General features: G+C 53.1%; 19 protein-coding genes. 10 read left to right on the top strand and 9 right to left on the bottom strand.

What is annotated here, in order from left to right:
- Positions 1–117: 117 nt before the first annotated feature.
- Both BLP79_RS05060 and BLP79_RS05065 read right to left on the bottom strand, forming a co-directional pair.
- Positions 118–1,359 carry a PfkB family carbohydrate kinase gene (locus BLP79_RS05060; RefSeq protein ID WP_090216992.1) on the bottom strand — a complete coding sequence of 414 codons (1,242 nt, stop codon included), beginning with the start codon at positions 1,357–1,359 and terminating at the stop codon, positions 118–120.
- Entirely contained in the window at positions 1,356–2,228 is an 873-nt protein-coding gene (locus BLP79_RS05065; protein ID WP_090216994.1) for an amidohydrolase family protein, read from the bottom strand. Before BLP79_RS05065 ends, BLP79_RS05060 begins: the two co-directional genes overlap by 4 nt.
- 72 nt (positions 2,229–2,300) lie before the next feature.
- Here BLP79_RS05065 and BLP79_RS05070 point away from each other — a divergent pair, with 72 nt between their 5' ends.
- The gene (locus tag BLP79_RS05070) at positions 2,301–3,416 is read left to right on the top strand and encodes a mannitol dehydrogenase family protein (protein ID WP_090216996.1); all 1,116 of its coding nucleotides are present in this window, start codon (positions 2,301–2,303) and stop codon (positions 3,414–3,416) included.
- Between the two features lie 17 nt (positions 3,417–3,433).
- Complete coding sequence (locus BLP79_RS05075) at positions 3,434–4,390, top strand: aldo/keto reductase (protein ID WP_232716218.1); 957 nt, start codon at positions 3,434–3,436, stop codon at positions 4,388–4,390.
- Between the two features lies 1 nt (position 4,391).
- Here the strand turns inward: BLP79_RS05075 and BLP79_RS05080 are convergent, their stop codons facing one another.
- Entirely contained in the window at positions 4,392–5,300 is a 909-nt protein-coding gene (locus tag BLP79_RS05080) for a GntR family transcriptional regulator (protein WP_090216997.1), read from the bottom strand.
- A gap of 154 nt (positions 5,301–5,454) precedes the next feature.
- Between BLP79_RS05080 and BLP79_RS05085 the strand changes: the two genes are divergently transcribed.
- The 5 genes from BLP79_RS05085 to BLP79_RS05105 all read left to right on the top strand — a co-directional run bounded on the left by BLP79_RS05085 (position 5,455) and on the right by BLP79_RS05105 (position 10,821).
- Positions 5,455–6,468 carry an ABC transporter permease gene (locus BLP79_RS05085; RefSeq protein WP_090216999.1) on the top strand — a complete coding sequence of 338 codons (1,014 nt, stop codon included), beginning with the start codon at positions 5,455–5,457 and terminating at the stop codon, positions 6,466–6,468.
- Positions 6,469–6,498: 30 nt separating this feature from the next.
- On the top strand, positions 6,499–7,437 hold the full coding sequence (locus tag BLP79_RS05090; RefSeq protein ID WP_090217000.1) for an ABC transporter substrate-binding protein: 939 nt from the start codon (positions 6,499–6,501) through the stop codon (positions 7,435–7,437).
- Between the two features lie 80 nt (positions 7,438–7,517).
- Entirely contained in the window at positions 7,518–8,315 is a 798-nt protein-coding gene (locus tag BLP79_RS05095) for an ATP-binding cassette domain-containing protein (RefSeq protein WP_090217002.1), read from the top strand.
- Entirely contained in the window at positions 8,312–9,322 is a 1,011-nt protein-coding gene (locus tag BLP79_RS05100) for a zinc-binding alcohol dehydrogenase family protein (protein ID WP_090217004.1), read from the top strand. The genes BLP79_RS05095 and BLP79_RS05100 overlap by 4 nt, the downstream gene beginning before the upstream one ends.
- Before the next feature lie 5 nt (positions 9,323–9,327).
- Complete coding sequence (locus BLP79_RS05105; protein WP_090217005.1) at positions 9,328–10,821, top strand: UxaA family hydrolase; 1,494 nt, start codon at positions 9,328–9,330, stop codon at positions 10,819–10,821.
- 1,013 nt (positions 10,822–11,834) lie between these two features.
- Here the strand turns inward: BLP79_RS05105 and BLP79_RS05115 are convergent.
- From BLP79_RS05115 to BLP79_RS05135, 4 genes are all read right to left on the bottom strand, one after another.
- Positions 11,835–12,824 (bottom strand): zinc-dependent alcohol dehydrogenase family protein, encoded by a 990-nt coding sequence (locus BLP79_RS05115; RefSeq protein WP_090217008.1) that lies wholly within the window; start codon positions 12,822–12,824, stop codon positions 11,835–11,837.
- A gap of 81 nt (positions 12,825–12,905) precedes the next feature.
- Positions 12,906–13,751, bottom strand: a complete 846-nt coding sequence (locus BLP79_RS05120; protein ID WP_090217010.1) for an enoyl-CoA hydratase/isomerase family protein — start codon at positions 13,749–13,751, stop codon at positions 12,906–12,908.
- Between the two features lie 93 nt (positions 13,752–13,844).
- Entirely contained in the window at positions 13,845–14,633 is a 789-nt protein-coding gene (locus BLP79_RS05125; protein ID WP_090217012.1) for an SDR family NAD(P)-dependent oxidoreductase, read from the bottom strand.
- Between the two features lie 299 nt (positions 14,634–14,932).
- A complete protein-coding gene (locus tag BLP79_RS05135; protein ID WP_090217015.1) occupies positions 14,933–15,709 on the bottom strand; it encodes a CmcJ/NvfI family oxidoreductase in 777 nt (258 codons plus the stop codon).
- Positions 15,710–15,816: 107 nt separating this feature from the next.
- On the opposite strand from BLP79_RS05135, the gene BLP79_RS05140 reads away from it, so the two are divergent.
- Positions 15,817–16,728 carry a LysR family transcriptional regulator gene (locus BLP79_RS05140; protein WP_090217017.1) on the top strand — a complete coding sequence of 304 codons (912 nt, stop codon included), beginning with the start codon at positions 15,817–15,819 and terminating at the stop codon, positions 16,726–16,728.
- 192 nt (positions 16,729–16,920) lie between these two features.
- Here the strand turns inward: BLP79_RS05140 and BLP79_RS05145 are convergent, their stop codons facing one another.
- Positions 16,921–17,739: a PP2C family serine/threonine-protein phosphatase gene (locus BLP79_RS05145; protein WP_090217018.1), complete on the bottom strand. Its 819-nt coding sequence runs from the start codon at positions 17,737–17,739 to the stop codon at positions 16,921–16,923.
- A gap of 101 nt (positions 17,740–17,840) precedes the next feature.
- Positions 17,841–18,800 (bottom strand): vWA domain-containing protein, encoded by a 960-nt coding sequence (locus BLP79_RS05150; RefSeq protein WP_157843946.1) that lies wholly within the window; start codon positions 18,798–18,800, stop codon positions 17,841–17,843.
- Between the two features lie 367 nt (positions 18,801–19,167).
- Here BLP79_RS05150 and BLP79_RS05155 point away from each other — a divergent pair, with 367 nt between their 5' ends.
- Complete coding sequence (locus tag BLP79_RS05155) at positions 19,168–20,355, top strand: MFS transporter (protein WP_090217021.1); 1,188 nt, start codon at positions 19,168–19,170, stop codon at positions 20,353–20,355.
- Between the two features lie 105 nt (positions 20,356–20,460).
- On the top strand, positions 20,461–23,319 hold the full coding sequence (gene uvrA / locus BLP79_RS05160; protein ID WP_090217022.1) for an excinuclease ABC subunit UvrA: 2,859 nt from the start codon (positions 20,461–20,463) through the stop codon (positions 23,317–23,319).
- Positions 23,320–23,372 lie beyond the last annotated feature (53 nt).

Raw genomic sequence — 23,372 nt, forward strand, 5'->3', positions numbered from 1 at the left:
CGCACAAAATCCCTTGCGAAAGCAGACCTTGCAAAGTTTGACACATGATCTTCGCGCAGATTTCTAGGAACGACGAACGAAAACCTAACGTTCGCTAAAAGAACTCCGGATTTGCAGCTATTTCATACTGAACACTTGCTTCATTTCGGCCCACCACTCGCCGTCTTTGCGAGTTTCGAACGGGTCTTGCATCGGTCCACAAACTGCCCACCATTTCTGTGTTGTAGGATCTGCAGCGATCGCGGCCATGTCGGTCGCTAAATCTGTTCCGGTGTATTCAAAATATGCAAACATTAGATGCTCGGGTTCTTTAAGGAAAATTGAATAGTTAGAGATATTTGATGCTTTTATACGGTCTAGTACACCCGGCCAGACATCGGCATGTAGTTCAATGTAACGTTGAGCATTTTCCGGTCTTAGGCGGATCGTGCTACCAACGCGTAAAAGTTCATTCGGTGCATTGAACGGTAAAATAGCGCCTTTGTGACCAATAACCTCTCGGGCAATTTCGTGGGCACTTGAGAGACAAGAGCTTTCGGATTCTCCTTTTATATAAGCCGCAAGAAAGCCGCCATTGAAACTATCCCCTGCGCCGGTTGTATCTTTAACAACGTCCGCGGCTGGATACTGGGTCTCGTAGCTCACTCCGCTTAACGGGACTGGGCCAGCTGCTCCCATTTTCAGTGCGCCTTGTTTGACGCCGATACGATTGAGGCGTTCGATCAGAACCTGATGTGACACATCATCAAATAATGCAATCTCATCTTCGATGGTCGGAAGGCCGATATCTGTAATCTCCCAGAATGCTTTGACCCAGCGGCGCGCTGTTTCTGTATCTTCCCACAGTGAGGTACGGAAATTTGAATCGAAAGCGATTTTCCGATTGGTGGATCGTTTGGATTTTAGAGTGTTGAAAAGGCGCGCGCGGCCTTCTTCAGACATGATCGCAAGCGTGATACCCGACAAATAAACGAGGTTTGCTGATGAGATTGCTAAGGCTTCGAGGCGATCTTCTTGATCAAAAAGTAAACGCGCCGCAGCCCTATCGCGCCAATAGTGAAAGCGGCGCTCCCCGTTTGCATCGTTTTGAAGCGCGTATATGCCCATATTGCGACTGGGGTGGTGCCGGACATATTCGGTTGAGATGCCTTCGCGTTGCATCAGGTCCAAGACCCCTTCAGAGGCGGCGTCTTCGCCCAGAACCGTTACGTAATCGACTTGGATATCTTGATCTGTTGTCTCACGTGCCAAGTAAATTGCCGTGTTCAAAGTGTCACCACCGAACGCGATTTGCATGCCTTGTGGTCCGTTTGAAATTTCTGCGAGTGGTTCACCGATGCAGGCGACACGATACGTCATGAGCGTTGTTCCAAACCGTAGAAGTGCTGTGCCGTTCCGCCGAAGATGGCAATTTTTTCGTCAGGTGTAAGTTGGCTGAGCAGCTGTTCAGCAACTGTGTGCCAACCTTCATAGTGGCCCGCTAAATTGAGAACTGGCCAATCGCTGCCCCACATCAACCGGGTTGGTCCAAAGACCTGAAGCACGTGGTCAACCGTAGGTTTGAGTTGACCAACATTCCAATCAGGACCGGCCTCATTTGCAAGGCCCGAGATTTTGCACATGACATTTGGGCATTTTGCCAGTCGCGCCATTTCATTGCGCCAGACGGTTCCCGGTTCCTTTGTGCTCGCAATTTCGGGCTTGGCACAATGATCGATGACTATTGGCAGATCTGGCAACGCTTGCGCAATTTCTGCGACGACATCAAGATGGCGAGGTGTAATGAGGGCATCCAATCTAAGCCCCATTTCAGTAACCTGTTCTAAAGCCTCGATAACTTTTGGTCGTGCAATCCATCGGGTCTCTTCGATGTCCTGCAGCATGGGGCGGATGCCTTTAAACCATGGGTTTTGCGACAGGCGAGATAGCGTTTCAAGGACAGTATCTGCTTCCAAGTCAACCCAACCTACGACGCCTTTGATAAACGGTGTCGCCTCGGCCAAAGACAGCAAAAACTCGGTTTCAGACACCGTATCAGCGGCTTGCACTACGATGGTGCCATCTATGCCTTGAGCTTTTATGAGGGGCGCCAAGTCAGCAGGAAGGGTGTCGTGGCGAATGTCTGCCACCTCTTCAGTCATCCACGCGTAATCCCCGCGCGAAATCTGCCAAAAATGTTGATGCGCATCAATTTTCTGAGTGGATGACAAAGTGGTCTCCTCAAACATCGTGCTTGCTATTTGGTTTTATATAATTAAAAACCATTTTGTAAAGCACCTTCACACAGGGAAGGAAACTTGATGGTGGTGACCCCAATTTTGCAATTCGGCACTAGTCGTTTTTTGCAGGCTCATGCCGATCTATTTGTGTCAGAAGCTCGTGAAAATGGGCAGAAGGCAGGGCCGATCACTGTTGTGCAAAGTTCGGATGACCCGGCAAGGCGCGCGCGTCTTGAGGCGCTGGAAAAAGGATTTCCCGTGCGCATCGAGGGGATCAGTGATCGAGAGCCCGTGCAAGAAACCGTGCAGGTGACGAGCGTCAAGCGGGCTCTATCGACAGCCATCGACTGGTCAGAAGTTACCCGCGTTTTTGTAGACGAGACAGAAATTGTGTTGTCCAACACTGGGGACACAGGTTTTGAACCCTCTGAAGCTGACACTGGCCGTCAGTTTGACCAATCGATGTCTTATCCGGCGAAGCTAAAGTTGTTGCTTCAGTCGAGGTTCGCCGCCTCAAAGTGTGGTATCCAAATCATGCCGATGGAACTGATTATCGACAACGGTCACGTTTTAAGAGATCGCGTTTTGGAGCTGGCACAAAATGACTCCGATGCGTTTCGGACTTACTTGCAAAGAGATGTTGTGTGGGTCAATTCACTGGTTGACCGCATTGTCTCTCAGCCATTGCGGCCAGCAGGTGCGGTGGCAGAACCTTATGCGCTTTGGGCGATCGAAGATCAGCCGGGACTTAAGCTTCCGTGCAGCCATCCATCTGTTCAAGTGGTGCCTTCATTAGCCCAAATCGAAGCTTTGAAGCTCTTTGTTTTGAATCTTGGCCATACTGTATTGGCCGATCATTGGCTGCAGTCTCGGGGATGCAAGGGCACGAAGGTGCGTGAGATGATGGCGGAGCCGAAAACGCGCCATCATCTTGAGCAGGTTTATCAACTCGAAGTGAGGCCCGCGTTTTCCGCAGCAGGTATTGCGCAAGAGTTCGATGACTATGTGCAGACCACGTTCGAGCGATTTGAAAACCCATTTCTGGATCATCGTATTGCCGATATCGCCCAAAACCATAATCAGAAGATTGAGCGGCGGATCAAAGCCATGTTGGACTTCGCGATTGAACACAACGACCGTAGCCCCAAACCGGTATTAACGGGGATCGTGGGCCGTCAAACGCGAGACGCATCATGAAGATGGAATTGAGACCCGTGGGACAAACAGATTTATCCGTAACCTCATTGTCCTTTGGTGCATCAAGTATTGGGAATATGGGGCAAGTGGTGTCAGAGCAAGCGACAACCGATGTGCTGGCGCATGCGTGGCGGGCCGGTATTCGGTATTTTGACACAGCGCCTCATTATGGGAGGGGCTTGTCCGAAACACGTTTAGGCAGATATCTGTCAACGAAACCAAGAGATGAATTTGTGCTGTCTACCAAGGTGGGGCGTGTTTTATTTCCGGGCCCTGCGCTTGAGGAGGCTGATGGGTTTATGAACCCTCTGCCGAATGCAGTGCGATACGACTACTCCGCTGACGGCATCATGGAAAGCTTTGAGGGCAGCTGTAAACGGCTCGGTACCTCAAATGTCGAAATCCTTTTTGTTCACGACATCGGAGATATTACACACGGCGCAGAAGAAGGGCATCGTCATTTCGAAGACCTGATGGGGTCGGGATTTCAAGCCCTAAAAGACCTCAAACAATCCGGACGGGTGCAGGCCATTGGGCTTGGTGTGAATGAAACGCAGGTCTGCTTAGATGTCATGGAGCAGGAAACGCTTGATGTAATTCTGCTCGCAGGCCGATTGACTCTTCTTGATCGGCAGGCTGAGGAGAACTTGCTGGCGAAGTGCAAGGATCAAGGCACCAGCTTGGTCCTAGGTGGAATATTCAATTCCGGCATTCTTGCGACGGGTCCAAAACCGGGAGCTTGGTTCGACTACGCGCCCGCATCTGAGGCGGTGCTGGAGAAAGTTCGGGCGCTCGAAGAACGTGCGCAGAACAGCGGCCTTTCTCTCGCCGAAGCCTCGGTGCAATTTGCGCTCCTTCACCCCGCTGCGTGTTCCGTCTTGCTGGGCACCGGAAAGGTCAGCTCATTACAGCGCAATATGGATGCCGCAGTTCTGGATTTAGATGGCCCAGCACTAGAATTCGTGACGACTTGAATTACCCGTCCGCGTGGTCATGCGCCCTAAGTGAATTCAGCAATGTCTGTGTCGAGGTCGCCAGATGAACTCTTGCGGCGGCCTCTGCTTTGACCGGATCACGGCTGCGGAGTGCGTCCAGATAAGCCAGATGTTCATGTATCGCGCTTTCGTTGCGGATGCGCTCGTCTGATTTGTTCCATTGAAAATGGTAGTGGAAAATCAGCGAGATGATCTTCTGAAATTCTTTCACAAACCGGTTGTCAACCACGGAGTTGATCGCAGTGTGGAAGCGTTGATCCAGCCGAGAGAAGTCATGAAACTTCTCGTCGATCTCCGTTAACAGCGTCCGGTGTTCTGTTTCCAATGTTTGAAGGCGAGCCCAGATCGGGTGTTCTTTGGGAAGTGTTATCAGCTGCCGCACCGCGTTGAGTTCCAGGACGGAACGGAATTCTGAAAGCTCAAGCGCAAAGGACGTTGTGAAACCTTCCAATAGCCACCCTCCTTTTGGGCGGCGCGCAACAATGCCGTAGCGGCTGAGGGATGACAGAAATTCTTGTAGCGTATGAGTTGCTACGCCGAACTCCTTTGCAAGCTGCGCGACGTTCAACACGGTACCGGCGGGAACATCCATGTGCAGAACCCACTCAAAGAATCGGTTCTCCAGTTCATCCAGCCCTTGCGGCGCGGGCGGCCTCTCCATTTTGTCGTCCTCATTGGAGCGCCGTAGGATCGCTTTGTGGCGTCCATTCAAGGCGACAATACCCGCTTTTGTCAGGCGCTCCAGTGCGCTACGCACCACCGTTCGACTGACGCCAAGGTCCAACGCCAAGGCATTTTCTGACGCAAGAGAGCTTCCAATTTCTTCATTATCACAAATGGTTAGGAGCTTGTTGTATGCTTCAACCAGTCGAATGTTTGTGCGTGCCATGTCACCTGCCTATCAACAATTCATTTCAGCTATAATGGTTCTCTTGGCATTGTACAAAAATAATTAAAAACACTTGACCGGTAATGGGGAAGTTGAAATGTTCAAAATAATTAAAAACCAAATTTGGATTTGGTTAGGGAGGAATACAGTGACAATGACTGCCCCAGCAGAGGCCCGCCGGTTGCGGTTCTTACCGTCTGGCACTTCGATTCATAAGCTATCAGCGGTGCTGACACTCTGTCTGCTGATTACCGTTTTTTCGTTCACCAGTTCGGCGTTCTTCAGCGTCAACAACGGGCTGACTGTCCTGTTGCAGACATCCGTTATCGGATTGCTCGCCATTGGGATGACCCTTGTGATCATCACAGGGGGGATCGACCTTAGCGTCGGGTCGGTGCTCGCCCTTTCGGGAGTTGTGGCCGGGTTGTTCATCAAGGCGGGGCTACCGGTTGTGCCTGCAATGGGTGTCGGTGTGCTTGCAGGGGCCGCCTGTGGGTTTGTGAATGGATTTGTCATCACCAAGATGCGTATCACACCCTTTGTCGCGACGCTTGGCATGATGTTGATTGCACGCGGTATCGCCTTGCAGCTGACAGGTGCAGCGCCGATCAGTCGTCTTGGAGAAGCCTTCGGCGAACTCGGGAACGGTACATTGTTCCGCATCGTAGACATGCAAGCCAACGGATTTCCAAAGGTGATCTTTCCCGGCATCCCTTATCCGGTGATCTTGCTTGCCGTGATCGCCATTCTTGGGGCGTATCTGCTGCAAAAGCGTCAGTTCGGTCGCCACATCTTCTCCGCTGGCTCCAACGAAGAGGCTGCGCGTCTGTCCGGCGTGAATGTCGACCGCACAAAAATCTGGACCTACGCGCTGTCTGGGGGATTGGCTGGCTTGTCTGGCATGGTTCTGATGTCTCGTCTTGTGACTGTGCAGCCAAATGAAGGTGTGATGTACGAACTCGATGCCATTGCAGCATCAGTTATTGGCGGTGCGTCTTTGATGGGCGGAGTAGGCAGCATTTCTGGCAGCATGATCGGTGCCTTCATCATTGGTGTTCTGCGTAACGGCCTGAATATGGCCGGCACTTCGGCCTTTGTTCAAATGATCATCATTGGTGTGGTCGTGATTGGCGCCGTCTACATCGATCAGATCCGCAACAAAACCTAAGAACCAAACATCTTCAAACGGGAGGAAACCATGAAGAGACTACTGACGACAACGATCGTATCGGGGGTACTGGCTGCAGCGGCTACCATTGCGAGCGCTGGCGAGATCGCGGTGATCGTGAAAACCACGAACTCCAACTTCTGGCAAAACGTGAACAAAGGCGCGAGCGCCGCTATCGAAAACCACTCTGGCCACACAATGACCTTCAATGGACCGGCGTCGGAATCCGCAATTGCGGACCAAGTTGCTCTGGTTGAGAATGCGGTTAACCGTGGCGTTGCAGGCATTGTTCTGGCACCGTCTGACCCAGAAGCGCTGGCCCCTGTGGTAAAACGCGCGTTTGAATCCGGTATCCCTGTTGCGATCATCGACAGCGGCCTCGCAGAAGGGAACGAGCAGTATTACCAAGCCTTCCTGTCCACCGACAACTGCGCAGCGGGTCAACAAGCCGCCGCAATGATGATCGACGAAGCGGGCACTTCCGGCAAGGTCGCAGTCATGTCCTACGTGGCAGGCGTTGGCTCTGAAATCGGCCGTGTTGGCTGCTTTGTCGAACATATCGAAGGCAACTCCGACATCGAGATCGTGGGCCCATTCTACTCGCAGTCTCAGATGGCAACCGCGCTGAACCAAACTACCGACATTCTGGCCGCCAATGACTTGGTGGGCATCTTCGGCGCAAACGAACCTACAGCCATCGGCATGGGCCGTGCGCTGGAGCAGTCTGGTAAGGCAGGCACCATCACAGCCATCGGTTTTGACGGCAATGCCGATCTGCAGGACATGGTGAAATCGGGAACCTTGGTGGCCACTGCAGTTCAGGGGTCTTTCCAAATGGGTGAGCTGGGCGTGAACGCCGTTGCAGAAATCTTGGCTGGCAAGTCTGTAGAAGGCTTTATCGATACGGGGGTTGTTCTGGTGACCCAAGACAACATCGACGAGCCGAAGGCGCAGAACGTTCTGTACTGATCGCTTAAGGGTGGCGTGTTGCGCGCGCCACTCATTTCGACCTGCAAAGGTTGCCTTATAAGAACCGACAAGGAATTCGCATGTTGGATGTTTCTTCTTCCAATACACCGCTGGTCCAGATGGTGGATATCTACAAGCAATTTGGAGGAATTCATGCTGTCGAAGGCGTATCGACGGATCTCTACCCAGGCGAAGTGATGGGGGTGCTTGGTCACAACGGCGCGGGTAAATCCTGTTTGATGCGCATGTTGTCCGGTGCGATGACACCAACACGCGGCGACATTTTTGTGAATGGTCAAAAGGCTGCGCTAAAATCTCCTCAAGATGCGCGTGGCTTTGGCATCGAGACGATTTATCAAACGCTTGCCTTGGCAAATCACCTTGATGCGCCTGCGAACTTGTTTATGGGGCGCGAACTCAAAACGCGATTTGGCAATCTTGATGAAAAACGCATGCTGGCAGAGGCAACTGATGCTCTGCGACAGCTCAACCCAAATTTCAAAAACCTACGCGATCCAGTCGCACGGCTGTCCGGTGGTCAAAGACAAGTAATCGCAATTGCACGGGCGATCTATTTCCAAGCCAAAATTTTAATCATGGATGAGCCCACCGCGGCACTCGGCCCTTCGGAAACCGCCATGGTTGCAGACCTGACAAAGCGGCTGAAAAATGAAGGTATCGGCATCTTTCTGATCAGCCATGACATGGAAGATGTGTTCGAGCTTTGCGACCGCGTGATGGTGATGAACAAAGGCCGAAATGTCGGCACATTCCGCATTGGGGACGTCAATAAAGACGACATCCTTAGTTTGATCATCAAAGGCACCCTGCCTGACGATTGGGAACCACGCGGCGCGAACAAAGAGTCTTCCAAATGAATAATATGAGCGCGCCGTTTGGCGTTATTGAAGAACCCGGCAAGTTTTCAATCCAACAGCGCCCAGAGCCCGTTGCGGCCCCTGATGGCTGGGTTCTGGTCGATATCTGTGCGGTTGGCCTGTGCGGCACCGACTATCATATCTTCGAAGGTAAACATCCTTTCCTGCAGTATCCGCGTGTGATCGGTCACGAATTGAGCGGTCGCATTGCTGAAGATACAGCCGGGTGGCGCAAGGGTGATCTTGTTGTGATCAACCCTTATTTGGCGTGCGGCGCATGTCATGCATGTCGTAGAGGTAAACCAAATTGCTGTGAAAATATCGAGGTGCTTGGTGTGCATCGTGATGGCGGGCTGACAACGCGGTTGTCTGTGCCAGGTGGGAACTTGATCGCGGCTGAAGGGTTGAGCGCTCAGCAGGCTGCCATGGTCGAATTTTTGGCAATTGGTGCCCATGCTGTTCAACGGTCTGGGGTCACCGCAGAAGACAAAGTCCTTGTGACCGGGGCAGGTCCAATCGGCCTAGGTGCGGCCCTGTTTGCGCGATTAAAAGGGGCAGGGGTCTCTCTGCTTGATCTGGATTCAAAGCGGCTGAATCTCGCCAAAGAGCGGTTTGGATTGACGGATTGCTATTCTGATATCGCAACAGCTTTGGAAGACAATGAAGGCTACGACGCTGTCTTTGATGCGACAGGCCATAAGGGTGCGATCGAAGCAGGTTTTTGCCTTGTAGCACACGGTGGCAGCTACGTTCTGGTAAGCGTCGTGAAAGAGGATATCACCTTCAGCGATCCGGAATTCCACAAACGCGAAATGCGCTTGATTGGCAGCCGCAATGCGTTGAGCGGTGACTTTGATTGGGTTATGAGTGCCATCCGCGATGGTTCAATAGATACAGATGCTCTGTGCTCCGAAGTGCTCCGATTGAAGGATTTGCCTGACCGTTTCGCCGGCCTCTCGGCTGATCGCAGCGGGATAATCAAAGTGATTGTCGAACTCGAGACCTAAGTCAGATGACCTCAAGAACGCTGAAACTTCATGTCGACGATAATGTGTCGATTGCTTTGGAACCGCTTGGACTGGGCGAAGAAGGTGCTGTTGAAGCGATCCCGAAATCTCACAAAATCGCAACGCGGGATATCTCTGTTGGGGAAAATATTCTGCGCTATGGGCAAGTGATCGGGAAAGCAGATCACAGCATTCGCGCCGGTGAGCATGTGCACGATCACAACATGAGCATGCAGGCGCGCAGGGCTGAAAATCGGATTGCAGAAAACAGTATCCCTCTACCAGCGATGCAGCCCGCAGTTTTTCAGGGCTACCACCGAATAGATGGTCGCGTTGGGACACGCAATTACATAGGCATTCTGACCACGGTAAACTGCTCTGGTTCCGTCGCTCAGTTTATCGCGCGCGAAGCAGAGAAATTGGGCCTTCTGGAGCGCTTTCCAAATGTGGACGGAATTGTTCCAATTGCGCATGGGACCGGGTGCGGCATGAGCAATCGAGGCGAAGGCTACGAACTACTTCAGCGCACTTTGTCTGGCTATGCACGACATCCGAACTTTGGCGGCGTACTTCTGATCGGACTTGGGTGCGAAGTCATGCAGCTTGCCGATTTGGTTGAGGGTAAATCGATTACTTCGGACGGGCTTCTACGATACATGACTATCCAACACGCTGGTGGAACGCGCAGAACCGTTGAGGCAGGGTTGAAGCAAGTTCAGTCTCTTGCTGAACAAGTCGACGCTTTTAAGCGCGCACCCGCACCCGCCTCTGAACTTGTTCTGGGAATGCAGTGCGGAGGGTCGGATGGCTATTCCGGATTCACGGCTAACCCGGCACTCGGGGTCGCCTCTGATTTGCTGGTACGCCAAGGCGGTACATCCATTTTATCTGAAACCTCCGAAATTTATGGCGCAGAACACCTTCTGATAAACCGTGCTGCGTCTCGGGAGGTTGGCCAAGCTCTGCTCGATAAGCTCAAATGGTGGGAAGAATACTGCGCCAAACACGGAGCGGAACTGGACAACAACCCAAGCCCCGGCAACAAGCGGGGCGGTTTAACGACCATCCTAGAAAAGTCGCTTGGGGCGGTCGCAAAGGCAGGGCAAGCGCCGCTATCGGGCGTTTTCGATTACGCAGCGAAAATAGATGCAAAGGGTTTAGTGTTCATGGATAGCCCTGGATACGATCCCTGTTCCGTGACAGGACAAGTCGCATCTGGTGCCACGCTGATTGCTTTCACCACCGGTCGCGGATCCGTATCAGGTTATTTTCCTACGCCGTGCATCAAGTTGGCTTCAAATTCTGACTTGTTTGAGCGGATGAGTGACGACATGGACGTTAACTGCGGGGACATCGTTGATGGTGTGACTTTGGATGAAAAGGGCAAGGAGGTTCTCGCAAAAATCTTGAGCGTCGCGAGCGGAGAGAAGACAAAGAGTGAAGCACAAGGGTACGGTAATGTTGAGTTCGTTCCGTGGCTGCTGGGAGCAATTTTGTAGAGATAAAACTTTGCTTATTTTGGGCGAACATTAGTTGAGTAGCAACTAAGGGCCGATAGACAACCTTATTTGTTCGAGACAACCGTCGCACGGTGTATCGCGGAAGGTCTGGCGAGTAGACAGCGTTTAAGCGCCGCTGAAATCGAGGTTGTGCAGGGTCTTTATCCCAACCCAAAAGCCATTCTAGTTACGGGGGCTATTGAGGAAGGTGACGACAACCGGTTTTTGAAATTGCCGAGGAGACCCCTCGCGCAATAGTGTTTTATGAGTCGCCGAGAGGGCTGGTTTTGACCGGTATTTTCATAGCCGTCGAAACCACTGAAACCGGAATGGCAAATGCTCAAATAGGAGCATTTCTGAATGAGGTCGGACTCAGCGCCGATGCAATCCGTTACTTTACTTTCGTGGGCTCTAGCGAAGAACTCTTAGATATCATGCCAGAAATCGCATAGGCCTTAAGCATCGGTGTCTATATTTAGAAGCCGAATGGTTTCGTTTCGCCAAGTGAACACCCAACACTTCGCCGTATCACGCGCCAAGTATTCCCAATACTCTGCCTTAGCAGGAAATTGTAAGAAGCTTTTTGCGGTAGACGGTACCATCAGGAAAAAACAGGCACGGGCGGTCTTGGATCCTGGACATCAAATCTTTGGTGGTGAAGTTTTTGGGCCTTTGCTGAGAGAGTACGTCGCAGTCACCAAAGTAGATAGACAGACAAGGTTCTCGGAATTCCCTAATGCGGTATCAGCTGTTACCCAGTCGGGATTCAGATCCAGACGTTCTTCTGTCTGACCATTCACCTTGCGCATGACACCGACCTCCGCCCGGGGGCGAGTGGCTGACATCCATATCCACTGTGCTTCCTGTCTTTGGATCCATCATAGCTAATAATCCTTCCGTTCAGTGCCGAAATCTACACGAACGTCGGTGGAGCGCTGAGGGGCGACATCAATTGCAGTCCAAGTTAAATTGGTGCGCAAGGTCGTTTTGTGCGCACCAATCCCAGTGGAAACTTATTGTAGTTCCACCACGACTTTTCCGGCCGCAGATCCATTTTTCAGGTGTGCATAGGCTGCACCGACATCGGCCCAGCCGAACGTCTGTTCGTCAACGACCGGTTTGAGCACGCCATTGTCCGCCAGTTCTGCCAGTGCCTGCAAAATGTTGCCATGGGTTTGCCGCCCGACATCGTGCATCATCGGAATCAGCATGAAAACAACATGTAGCGACAAGCCTTTGAAATGCGCGGGCGTCAGATCAATCTCGACCATTGCGACGGTCGAAGCGACATGGCCATTGAGCTTAGCTGCCGCAAACGAGTTTGTCATATTTGCCCCACCTACGCTGTCGAACACCACGTCAAAGCCTACGCCATCGGTATGCTCTGCAACGTAGTCCTCGACCTTTTGCTTTGTGAAGTCTAACGGACGTGCGCCGAGGCTCTCGATCAGAGACATCTGATCTGCCCCGCGGCCTGTTGCCGACACTTTTGCACCAAAGTGGCGGGCGATTTGAACCGCAACATGACCCACACCACCGGCGCCACCTTGAACCAACACGGTTTGGCCATCGCCGACACCAGCGCGGGTGAGCCCTTCGTAGGCGGTAATACCGACGAGAGGCAAAGCAGCAGATTCCCGCATGCTAAGGCTCTTGGGTTTGTGTGCGATCAGACGAGAATCCGCGTTGATGTATTCCGCAAGAGAGCCGGGCAGGTCCATCAAACCCCCAGCGCAGCCATACACTTCATCGCCGATGGCAAAGTCAGTCACGCCTTCACCAATGGCGGTGACCGTGCCTGCAAAGTCCATGCCAAGCACGGCTGGAAGGTTGGGGGACAGCGGCAAGTCCGGCCCCATATTGTGGATCATAGTGTCAACGGTATTGACGCTGACAGCCGCCACTTTGACGACCACATGGCCGGGTGTCGCGACCGGATCAGGCAGTTCGGCGAGCTCGAACGGCGCGTCGGGGCCGTATGAATTTAGAACCATTGCTTTCATTGTTGTATTCCTTCTTATGGTGCCACGTCGGGCGCACGTCACAATGAAGCGCACCTGACAAGATTATTGCGTAGGGGGAGGTCAGTTGATGTCTTGCACCTGCATTACGAGGTCGCCCCATTTGCGCTGGTTTTCGATATCGTGTTCCAAGCCTTGTTCGTCCGCGATGGTGAACCGTTTGACCGCCGGAGTTTTGCTGGTCGCCTGATACAGCCAATAGGCTTCGGCCTTCAGCGCCTCATCAATCGGTTTGTCGATCGATTCATAAACCATCTGCTTGCAGGCATTGATCGACTCTGCCGGGAATTGTGCGATCCTCTTGGCCAACGCGGTCACGTAGGGGCCAATTTCATCCGGTTCCAAAGCCTTGTTGATGGTGCCCAAGCGTTCTGCATCATCTGCATCATAATCCTGTGCGCTCAGAATGATCTCAAGCGCTTTGCCAAGACCGGTCTGACGCGCCATGCGTGAGGCACCGCCACCGCAGGGCAGGATGCCCATTCCAACCTCCATCTGCATGAACTTGAACTTGCCGCGCGCCGCGAATCGCATGTCCAGCGCTAGTGCCAACTCGTGCCCTCCACCGCGTGCAAACCCTTCTAATTTTGCAATGGTCGCCTGTGGCACCTTGCTGATGCGTTCGCATACCGATTGTAGATCCAAAAGCTGTGCATCCTCTCGGGACACCGCCTCGGTCGACATGTCCTTGAGCAGTTCGGTGTCGTAGTGGCAGACCCAGATTTCTGGATTGGCCGATTGAAAGATCACGACCTTGGTGTCGCGATCCCGCTCCAACCGCATGGCCAGACTGTTCAGATCGGCTAGCATTTCCTGGCCTTGAACATTCACAGAGCCAAAGTTGAATGTCACCGTGGCGATGCCATTTTCAACGATAACGCCGAAGGTTTGAAAGTTCTCGTATTTCATAAGGCAGTCCTTTTGAGGGCCTCGACGCGGCATGCGCGAGGGGGAAGAGAGTGTTAAATGGGGGAAATGCGTGGCGTATTAGCGCTGCGCGAGTCAGTTGGTCTGTTTAAGCAATTGTTTGATAGTGTTCATGACATCTGCAGCGTGACCTTTGTCGAGTGCTGCAGCATGCGGATCAGAGAAAGCTCCGCTGTCATTGTCAAAATATGCGCCGGACGCGTCAGCGAAACGCTCACCAAATGCCGCATCAATCAGGATATCCGCACCGATGTTCATATCGTTTCCGGCTATGCCAAAGCCCGCTTTCACCATTTTTGAAGCCAAAAGTGATCCGGGATTTACCGCTACCATGACAGGCGCATCTGTTAGCGATTTGGCCCATTCGCGTGTCCAGATGGTGATCGCCAACTTGCTTTGAGCGTAGGCTTCCATATCCGTCAACGGCACATTGCCTTGCATGGCCTTGATGTTCACCGGGGCCTGTGCGGCCGATGACAGGTTCACCACGCGCCCATCGGTGGGAATAATTGGCAGCAGCAATTCGGTCAGCAGATACGGTGCAAGAGTATTAACGACAAATCGAATATCCTGCCCGTTCTCAAGCACACTTTGCGAGGCTTTCAGCACACCCGCATTGTTGATCAACACATCCAATCTGTCATGTTTTGCCCGCACATTCTTAGCCAGTTCACGCACTGCGGATAGATCGCTCAGATCAGCGGCATAGATTTCGACATCGCTACCGACTGCATCAGCTGCGCTTTCTAGTTTAGATATACTGCGGCCATGCAAAAGCACGTTGTGCCCTTCGGCGGCCAGCTTCTTGGCTGTCAGCAATCCAATGCCGTCAGTTGAACCTGTAATAAGAATGGTCTTGGTCATCGGATTGATCCTTTACGAAAAGTCATGCAGCACAGCGTCTGCTATGTGTTTAAGGGGGGCGATAGGCGTTTGATTGAACCTGAGGTTCAGTGCGATATGATTGATCCCGGGCGCTTCAATGTCGCGCAGGTGATTGCACAGAAAATCGGTGCCAGATTGAAATCAAAGGTAGATCGGGGGCGGTGGGGCGGCAAAACAAGACCAACGCGCAACCGCCCGGGGCTGAATACCCGGTTGTAGGCTATGTTGATCTGGGATAACTCAGCCGGCTGCATTTCATCTAACATGCCTAGCCTCGTCTAGTAGCGCACCAAGGTGCGGCTCTCGATGCTTTTGCGAATGGTTGTGACGCCCGCGTCCTCGACTAGGTCGAGCGCGCTATGGGCAATCGATGGCAGGCCTTTGTTGTCATAGATGTTGAAGATCGCGATCTCATCCGGCGTCATCTTGGAGTGATAGACCCATTCATGCTGGGGATTTCCCACCAGCCCCATGATTTGCCCTGTGCGGTCAGGATAGATCAGATCCAGCAGAATCCAGTCGGATGGATCAACAGATGACGGAAGAACAAAGCCCAGCGGCGCCGAATTGATAGGCTTCTGCACAGGACGCCACACATTTACAAAAGCGTAGTGACACAACGCCCACTGCGCAGCAGTCTGGGTGCCTAACAGATCAACAAGCCTCTGCTCGGCTCCTTCCTGGCTGTAGTCACTATGGACGTTGCGCGCAGGTTTTCGCGTCGCATCCGGGTCATCTGTCCGAACCGTGTGATCGAACACCAAGACCTCGCGCGCACCAAGTTTTTCTCGCAGCATCCCCGTCAATTCCGCGTCATAGGTTTGTTTCCAAGCGCTGCCGGAAAAATCCTGAACCTGCGTTTCCAACTGCGTGAATTCAACAGCATCAGAGGAAAACGCAACAGAGGTGGCCGCCGCACGCATATCAGTCAACGTCACAGATGTTGGGGCCAATTCAGGCGAAATCAGGTTGCCTGCAATCCCACCTGCATCCAGCTCAAAAGCTTGCCGATAGGGTTTGTGAACATGGTAGTTTACTGTGGCTTTCCGTGTCATTTACGCCTCCGGCCTATGCGGTTCTGCATCCATGAAGGGTATTTAACATTGGGACATTTGCATATAAACTGACAATTATTGGATTGATAATTCGGGTTTTTTGCATAATGGGACTTGATACAGACGCGCTCCGGCTGTTCGTAAGAGCGGCTGAAATGTTGAACATCAGCGCCGCAGGGCGCGGATTGGGCATGGCCCCGGCTGTTTCAAGCGCAAAGCTTGCCAAGCTGGAACAAAGCCTAGGGGCTGAGCTGTTGCATCGCACAACTCGCAAAGTATCACTTTCCCTCGAAGGAGCCGATTTTCTACCTTTCGCCCGCGAAATTATCGCACAGGAAGAGGCAGCACTTACGGCGCTGGGTAAGCAGGCAGCGACCCTAAAAGGCACTTTGCGCTTTGCGGCACCCAGCAGTTTTGCGCAACTTTACATCGCGCCGATCTTACCGAAGTTTCTTCAACGGCACCCCGAGCTCACGCTCGACCTGCATTTGTCGGATGTGCAATTCGATTTGATCCAAGGCAGTTATGATCTGGCTCTTAGAAACGCGCCGCTTGTCGATACCAGCCTGAAAGGCCGTAAACTGGCCGATGACCGGCGTATCCTCTGTGCTGCGCCGGGCTATCTCAACACGCACGGCACCCCCAAGATTCCAAGCGATCTGACGAATAATCATTTGATCGCTTTCCAAAACCGTCAGCCGCGGCTGTTGACTGGGCCGACAGGTGAAAAGGCCGTTTTCGATCCCGCATCGGCTAAAGGCCAATTGATCATCGACGACGGCCAAAGTCAGGTCCGGGCTACGCTCGCCGGGGCGGGTATTTCCCTGAATGCCATGTGGAGTGTGCATGAACACCTGAAGTCTGGTCGTTTGATACAGGTCCTTCCGGGTTTTGAGGCAGCGGAAGACAACGTCTTGTGGCTGATTTATCCCAAATCCAACGTACTGTCTCCCAAAGTGCGGGTTTTCATGGATTTTTTGATCGCTGAGATTGGCGCCAAGCCTCCTTGGGAAATCTGAGCATAAATTCAGTTGAGCGCGCTCTGAGGCATCCTGATGTCGATGTCTGAGAGTGGATTGAATGGACATACCCTGTCCAATCGCCAAAGTCTGATTTGTCCGCATTTTACCAGTTCGAACAATGCATAGTGAATGATCAATTCACCCCTTGTTTATTAGGCGTTCCTCATAAAATCTTTAGGGGCGTTTGACTTAGATTCTAAGCCAGAGCGCGGTTGCGTCATCGCTGATTTTGAACCGGGGAAACCGCTGGCAGGTTGCGTCTTTTTGTTCGATGATGCGAATTTCTTCCACAAGCGAGGGCAGACCTTTTTCGCGCAGGGCCTGCGCCAGGGACTGTGCTGTATACCGCTGATAGTCGCTGATAAGGCTTGAAAACCCATCGGTCATCAACAGCAGTTCATCCCCCGGAACGACCTGCAGTTCCGCGTAGTGTAGGGCCTGTTGCGCGGCGCTCGCATTTGGGTTGAGGGTGGTAAAATCACTCTTTTCTCGCTGGGCGCGACGATCAGCAAGAACATGTTCTGCAAATATGCCATCTGTTCCGGCCCCAGCACCAAGGGCGCGGGCCTCTGCGCTTTCGACACGGGTATCTGGCGCGCCTGTGCACCACTGAGTGCCGGTTTTGGTGATCAATAAAACGGGACAATCAGAGGCCCAAGCGACGGAAAGGGTGGTGTCATTCAGCTGTGCGAGCGCAAAAGCGGCTTTGGGCAGCTCCCAGGCGGCGGCGAGTTCGCGGGTTTTTTGGGCTTCAAATCGCGCTTCGATCTGGCTTAGCGCGGCATGGCAGGTAGTGCGGATATCAGTCTCGGGCAGGCTGGCAAAGAGGGTGCTGGCCGTTGTGGCCAACCATGCCGCGCCACCCTGTGCCCCAAGCAGGCCGGGTGGCCCCATATCTGTGGCGCCATCAATCACCCACGCACGGGTGTGTGTTGCCCCCACACGATCATCATTTGCTTTATGTCGCGTGCCATTGGCGCTGATGGATTGCAGGATTTCAAAATGCACTGTGCTTTAGACCGTTGATCGAAATTGAGACATTCAATTTCTAGACCCGTGATATCACAAGGATAAGACAGGTTTCGGTTTGACCGGAAAAAAAGCGGTGATCAGCGTGGCGGGAACAGAAGTGTGATTTGTAGCGTGCCGCCATCCCTGATTTTGAGTTCACGCATTTCCACATGCCCGGTTTCCGGATCTGTGGCTTTCAGCTGGTAGACACCGGGAACCAGCACGATTTCGCCGCCAGCATTTTGAAAGCCAGACAGGATCGGGCTATTGTCTGCATCGCGAATTTCCCAATGGGCAGGAATATGGCGCAGTTCTCCCGCGACTTTTCCTTCTGCGCTGTAGTAAAGCGCGCCCGATGTGCTGACCAAGGGCAACCCAGTTTGTGATGCGCTGCCAGAGGCCCCACCACTGGTGAGCGCCGCTGTTTCCGCAAGCGCTGCGCCAAGATCAAGGGCACTGTTGACTGCGGTATAACGACCGCCTGTGGCTTCTGCCATACAGGTGAATTGTGTATGGGCTTCCTCTTCTTCGTCGACGTCAAAGCCAATCACATGAGCAGTAAAGTCGACACCGCTGGCCTCAAGGTCGCGGGCCACGGCGCAGACATCGGGCGCGCAGGTTTCAATCCCATCAGAGATGAGAATAACTGTGGCGGGCACCTCGTCATGGCGCATCGATCGGGCGGCTTTGACCACAGCAGAGGCAAGGGGGGTTTTCCCCTTGGGCTTTAACCCGGCAACGGCTGTGCGGATATCGTCGCGGCTGTTAGCAGATGGCGAGACCAGCACCTCTACGTCGCCGCAATCGCCTTTGCGACGGTGGCCATAGGCGGCCAGTCCAAGATGAACATCATCTGAGAGATCTTGCAGCAGCTCATCAATCACGTCGCGCGCGATGACAATTTTGCTACGCCCTTCGATCTGGCCCCACATGGAGCCGGATCCATCCAGAACCAGCATTGCATTGCTTTGGGCAAAAACGTGATCCGCAGGTACCGTAAGGGCGGAGATAACCGCAAAGGTAATCATCTGGAGCGTCTGTTTAAGGCCTTTGATCATGATACATCTGTCCATTCAAAGAGGAGCAATGCGAGCCACTGTCTCGCCTGAATGGACATCTAATGCAGAACCACTTATAATTCATTGATACTTAACATTTTTAATTACTTTGATGGGCGAGGCTGTATGCTAAGGTAGTATGTTTTATTGAATATTCAGTATGTTACTTTGATTGCTCGTCTTTAGTGATGGTTTGTTAACTTTTGATTTTATCTAATTGATATTAATTAGAAAAATTCTATTTTCGGCGTCTATTTGTACGCAATGCAACGTAGAGTTAGCCAGACGGCTTTAATGGGTATATGACGGGCACAGAGGTTGTGTTCGGTACAGCCAAGAATGAGATTTCCACATGTGAGGCAACGGCATGGACATGCAAAGCGGGACACGCTGGGGCACGATTGGGATTGTCTGGGCTTCTGGCCTTGGGGCGGCGGCGCAATACGGCAAGCTGAGCGTCACTTTTGATCGTTTGCCTGAACTTTATCCTGATGTCGGCACCGCAGCGAGCTTTGCGGTCTCGCTGGTTGGGGTGATGGGGATTTTGTTGGGTGTGGTGGCTGGAATGTCCGTTGCCGCCTTTGGATTTCGGCGTACTTTAGTGGGGTCCATGTGGCTGGGCGCGGCGATGTCGGCGCTGCAGGTTTTCCACTTGCCGTTTGGCGCTTTTCTGGCCACGCGCATTGTCGAAGGGATTTCACATCTCGGCGTTGTCGTTGCAGCGCCCACGCTGATCGCGCTGATGTCTGATGCGCGGGGCAGAGGGCTTGCTATGACGCTTTGGGGCAGCTTTTTTGGTGTAGCTTTTGCGCTGTTGTCCTGGCTGGGGGTGCCCTTTGCTGAGGCCTATGGTGTTCTTGCGCTTTATGCTGCGCATGCCGTGTTTATGGCAGGTCTGGCCCTGATCCTTGGCTGGGTGCTTGCTGATACGGATGTGCCCGCACGCACGCCCATGCCAGCGGTCCACACATGGATCGCGCTGCATCTGTCGATCTACCGCAATCCATGGAAGATGAGCGCGGCCAGTGGTTGGGCCTTTTATGCCCTGTGCTTTGTGGCGCTTATGACCGTTCTGCCGCCTTATATTGCCGAAGACGTGCGCCAGGCTGTGATGACGGCCTTTCCTTTGGTGAGTATCGCATCCTCATTAACGCTGGGCGTCTTTCTGTTGCGTTATATTTCTGCGGTTCTTGTGGTGCAGATTGGGTTTGGGGCAAGCGCTGTGATGGCGCTTTGGCTGGTGCTTATGCCCGGCGATCCGCTGGCCTGCATGGCTTTGGCCGCGACGCTGGGGTTGGTGCAGGGAGCAAGTTTTGCGGTGACGCCCCAACTGTTGAAGACACCTGCAGATCAGGCCGAGGCAAATGGAGCCCTTGCCCAGGCTGGAAATCTTGGCAATACAATCGGGACTCCGCTGATGGTTCTGATCGGGGCGGGCGCGGGCTATGGAGGCATAATGCTGTTGTGTGCGGCGGTTTTGATTGCGGGTGTGCTGGTCCATTCGGCGCTGCATATGCTGCGCAAGCAACAACGCACACACGGTGATCTCGCATAAAGGTTGGTCGTTCATCCTTTGTTCGCATTTTTCAGTTGGAGATTGCTGCGTAATTGCCTATCTGTACCTCAACCGCGCCTGCGGTGATTTGGAATTGAGGGCATCATGGCTGAATTGAAATCCATCGAAGTGCGCGGCGCGCGTGAACATAACCTGAAGGGCATCGATGTTGATATCCCACGGGATGAATTGGTGGTGATCACGGGCCTGTCTGGATCAGGTAAATCATCGCTGGCCTTTGATACGATCTATGCCGAAGGGCAGCGGCGCTATGTGGAAAGCCTGTCGGCTTATGCCCGCCAGTTCCTTGATATGATGGAAAAACCGGATGTGGATCACATCAGCGGGTTGAGCCCTGCGATTTCCATCGAACAAAAGACCACATCAAAAAACCCGCGCTCGACCGTGGGCACCGTCACAGAGATTTACGACTATCTGCGCTTGTTGTTTGCCCGTGCAGGTACGCCCTATAGCCCTGCCACGGGCAAGCCGATTGAGGCCCAGCAGGTGCAGGATATGGTTGACCGGATCATGACGCTGGAGAAGGGCACGCGGGGCTATCTGCTTGCGCCGATCGTGCGGGACCGAAAAGGCGAATATAAGAAAGAGTTCCTTGAGCTGCGCAAGCAGGGCTTTCAGCGGGTGAAAGTCGATGGTGAATTCTACGAGTTGGACACGCCACCCACATTGGACAAGAAATACCGCCATGACATTGATGTTGTTGTGGATCGTCTGGTGGTAAAAACTGGCCTTGAAACCCGTCTGGCCGACAGTCTACGCACCGCACTGGATCTGGCCGATGGCATTGCCATTCTGGAAACCGTCCCCCGTGACAGTGATCCCGAACGAATTACGTTCAGTGAAAACTTTGCCTGCCCGGTCAGCGGCTTCACCATCCCCGAGATCGAGCCGCGTTTGTTTTCGTTTAACGCACCCTTCGGAGCCTGCCCGGATTGCGATGGTCTGGGGGTTGAGCTGTTCTTTGATGAACGTCTTGTGGTGCCTGATGCAACCTTGCAGGTCTATGACGGCGCGCTGGCGCCATGGCGCAAAGGCAAATCTCCTTACTTCCTGCAAACCATTGAAGCGATTGCCAAACATTATGAGTTTGACAAAAGCACCCCGTGGAAAGATCTGCCCAAAAAGGTGCAAAAGGTCTTTCTTTACGGATCCGGCAAGGAAGAGATCGAATTCCGCTATGACGAAGGAGGGCGCGTTTACAATGTGACCCGCGTCTTTGAAGGCGTTATCCCGAATATGGAGCGGCGCTACCGCGAGACGGATTCAAATTGGATCCGGGAAGAATTTGAACGCTATCAGAACAATCGCTCTTGCGGCACCTGTGGTGGCTATCGTCTGCGCGAAGAAGCGCTGGCGGTTAAGATCGCTGGTGAACACGTGGGGCAGGTGGTCCAGAAATCCATCCGTGAAGCGCTGGCTTGGATTGAAGATGTACCCAATCATCTAACGCCACAAAAGCAGGAAATCGCTCGCGCCATTGTAAAAGAGATCCGCGAACGTCTGGGGTTCTTGAACAACGTGGGTCTTGAGTACCTGACGCTGAGCCGCAACAGCGGCACGCTGTCTGGCGGGGAAAGCCAGCGTATTCGTCTGGCTTCGCAAATCGGGTCAGGGTTGACTGGCGTGTTGTATGTGCTGGACGAGCCTTCGATCGGGCTGCATCAGCGTGACAACGACCGCTTGATCACCACTTTGAAAAACCTGCGCGATCAGGGCAATACAGTAATTGTCGTCGAACATGACGAAGACATGATCCGTCAGGCGGATTATGTTTTTGATATTGGCCCCGGCGCTGGGGTCCATGGGGGGCAGGTGGTCAGCCATGGCACGCCAGAAGCGATTACGGCAGACAGTGTTTCCATGACCGGGCAATATCTGGCCGGCACGCGGGAAATCACCGTGCCGAGCGAGCGACGGGCCGGAAATGGCAAATCGATCAAGGTGGTAAAGGCCACGGGCAACAACCTCAAAGATGTCACGGCTGAATTTCCTTTAGGTAAATTTGTCTGTGTGACCGGTGTTTCAGGTGGGGGCAAATCCACGCTGACCATTGAAACCCTGTTTAAAACGGCTTCGATGCGCCTGAACGGTGCGCGTCAGACACCAGCCCCCTGTGAAACCATCAAAGGGCTGGAGCATCTGGATAAGGTCATCGACATCGACCAGCGCCCCATTGGCCGCACGCCCCGATCAAACCCTGCAACCTATACCGGAGCATTTACGCCCATTCGGGAGTGGTTTGCTGGCCTGCCTGAAGCAAAGACGCGAGGCTACAAGCCTGGTCGCTTTTCTTTCAATGTCAAAGGCGGGCGCTGTGAGGCCTGCCAGGGTGATGGGGTTTTGAAAGTGGAAATGCACTTTCTTCCAGATGTCTATGTCACCTGCGAAACCTGTCAGGGCGCACGCTACAATCGCGAAACGCTTGAGATCAAATTCAAAGGCAAATCCATTGCGGATGTCTTGCATATGACCGTCGAAGACGCGCAAGAGTTCTTTCAGGCGGTGCCCTCCATCCGCGATAAAATGGACGCGCTGATGCGGGTGGGCCTTGGCTATATAAAGGTGGGCCAGCAAGCCACAACACTTTCAGGCGGTGAAGCGCAGCGGGTGAAACTGTCAAAAGAACTGGCCAAACGTTCGACTGGGCGCACGCTTTATATTCTGGATGAGCCGACCACCGGGCTTCATTTTGAAGATGTGCGTAAACTGTTGGAAGTGCTGCATGAACTGGTCGAGCAGGGCAATAGTGTTGTGGTGATTGAACACAATCTGGATGTGGTGAAAACTGCGGATTGGGTGATTGATATTGGCCCAGAAGGTGGTGATGGCGGTGGTGAAATCGTGGCAACAGGTACGCCAGAAGACATTGCAACAGAGCCGCGCAGCCATACCGGGCGCTATCTGAAACCGCTGCTGGAAGCGCAGAAAGTGGCGGCAGAATAAAGGTTTTGCAGTTGGCAGGTCGGCGCTATCGCGCCGGCCTGTCTAAGATTCAT

Source organism: Epibacterium ulvae (genome assembly GCF_900102795.1).
GTDB lineage: Bacteria > Pseudomonadota > Alphaproteobacteria > Rhodobacterales > Rhodobacteraceae > Epibacterium > Epibacterium ulvae.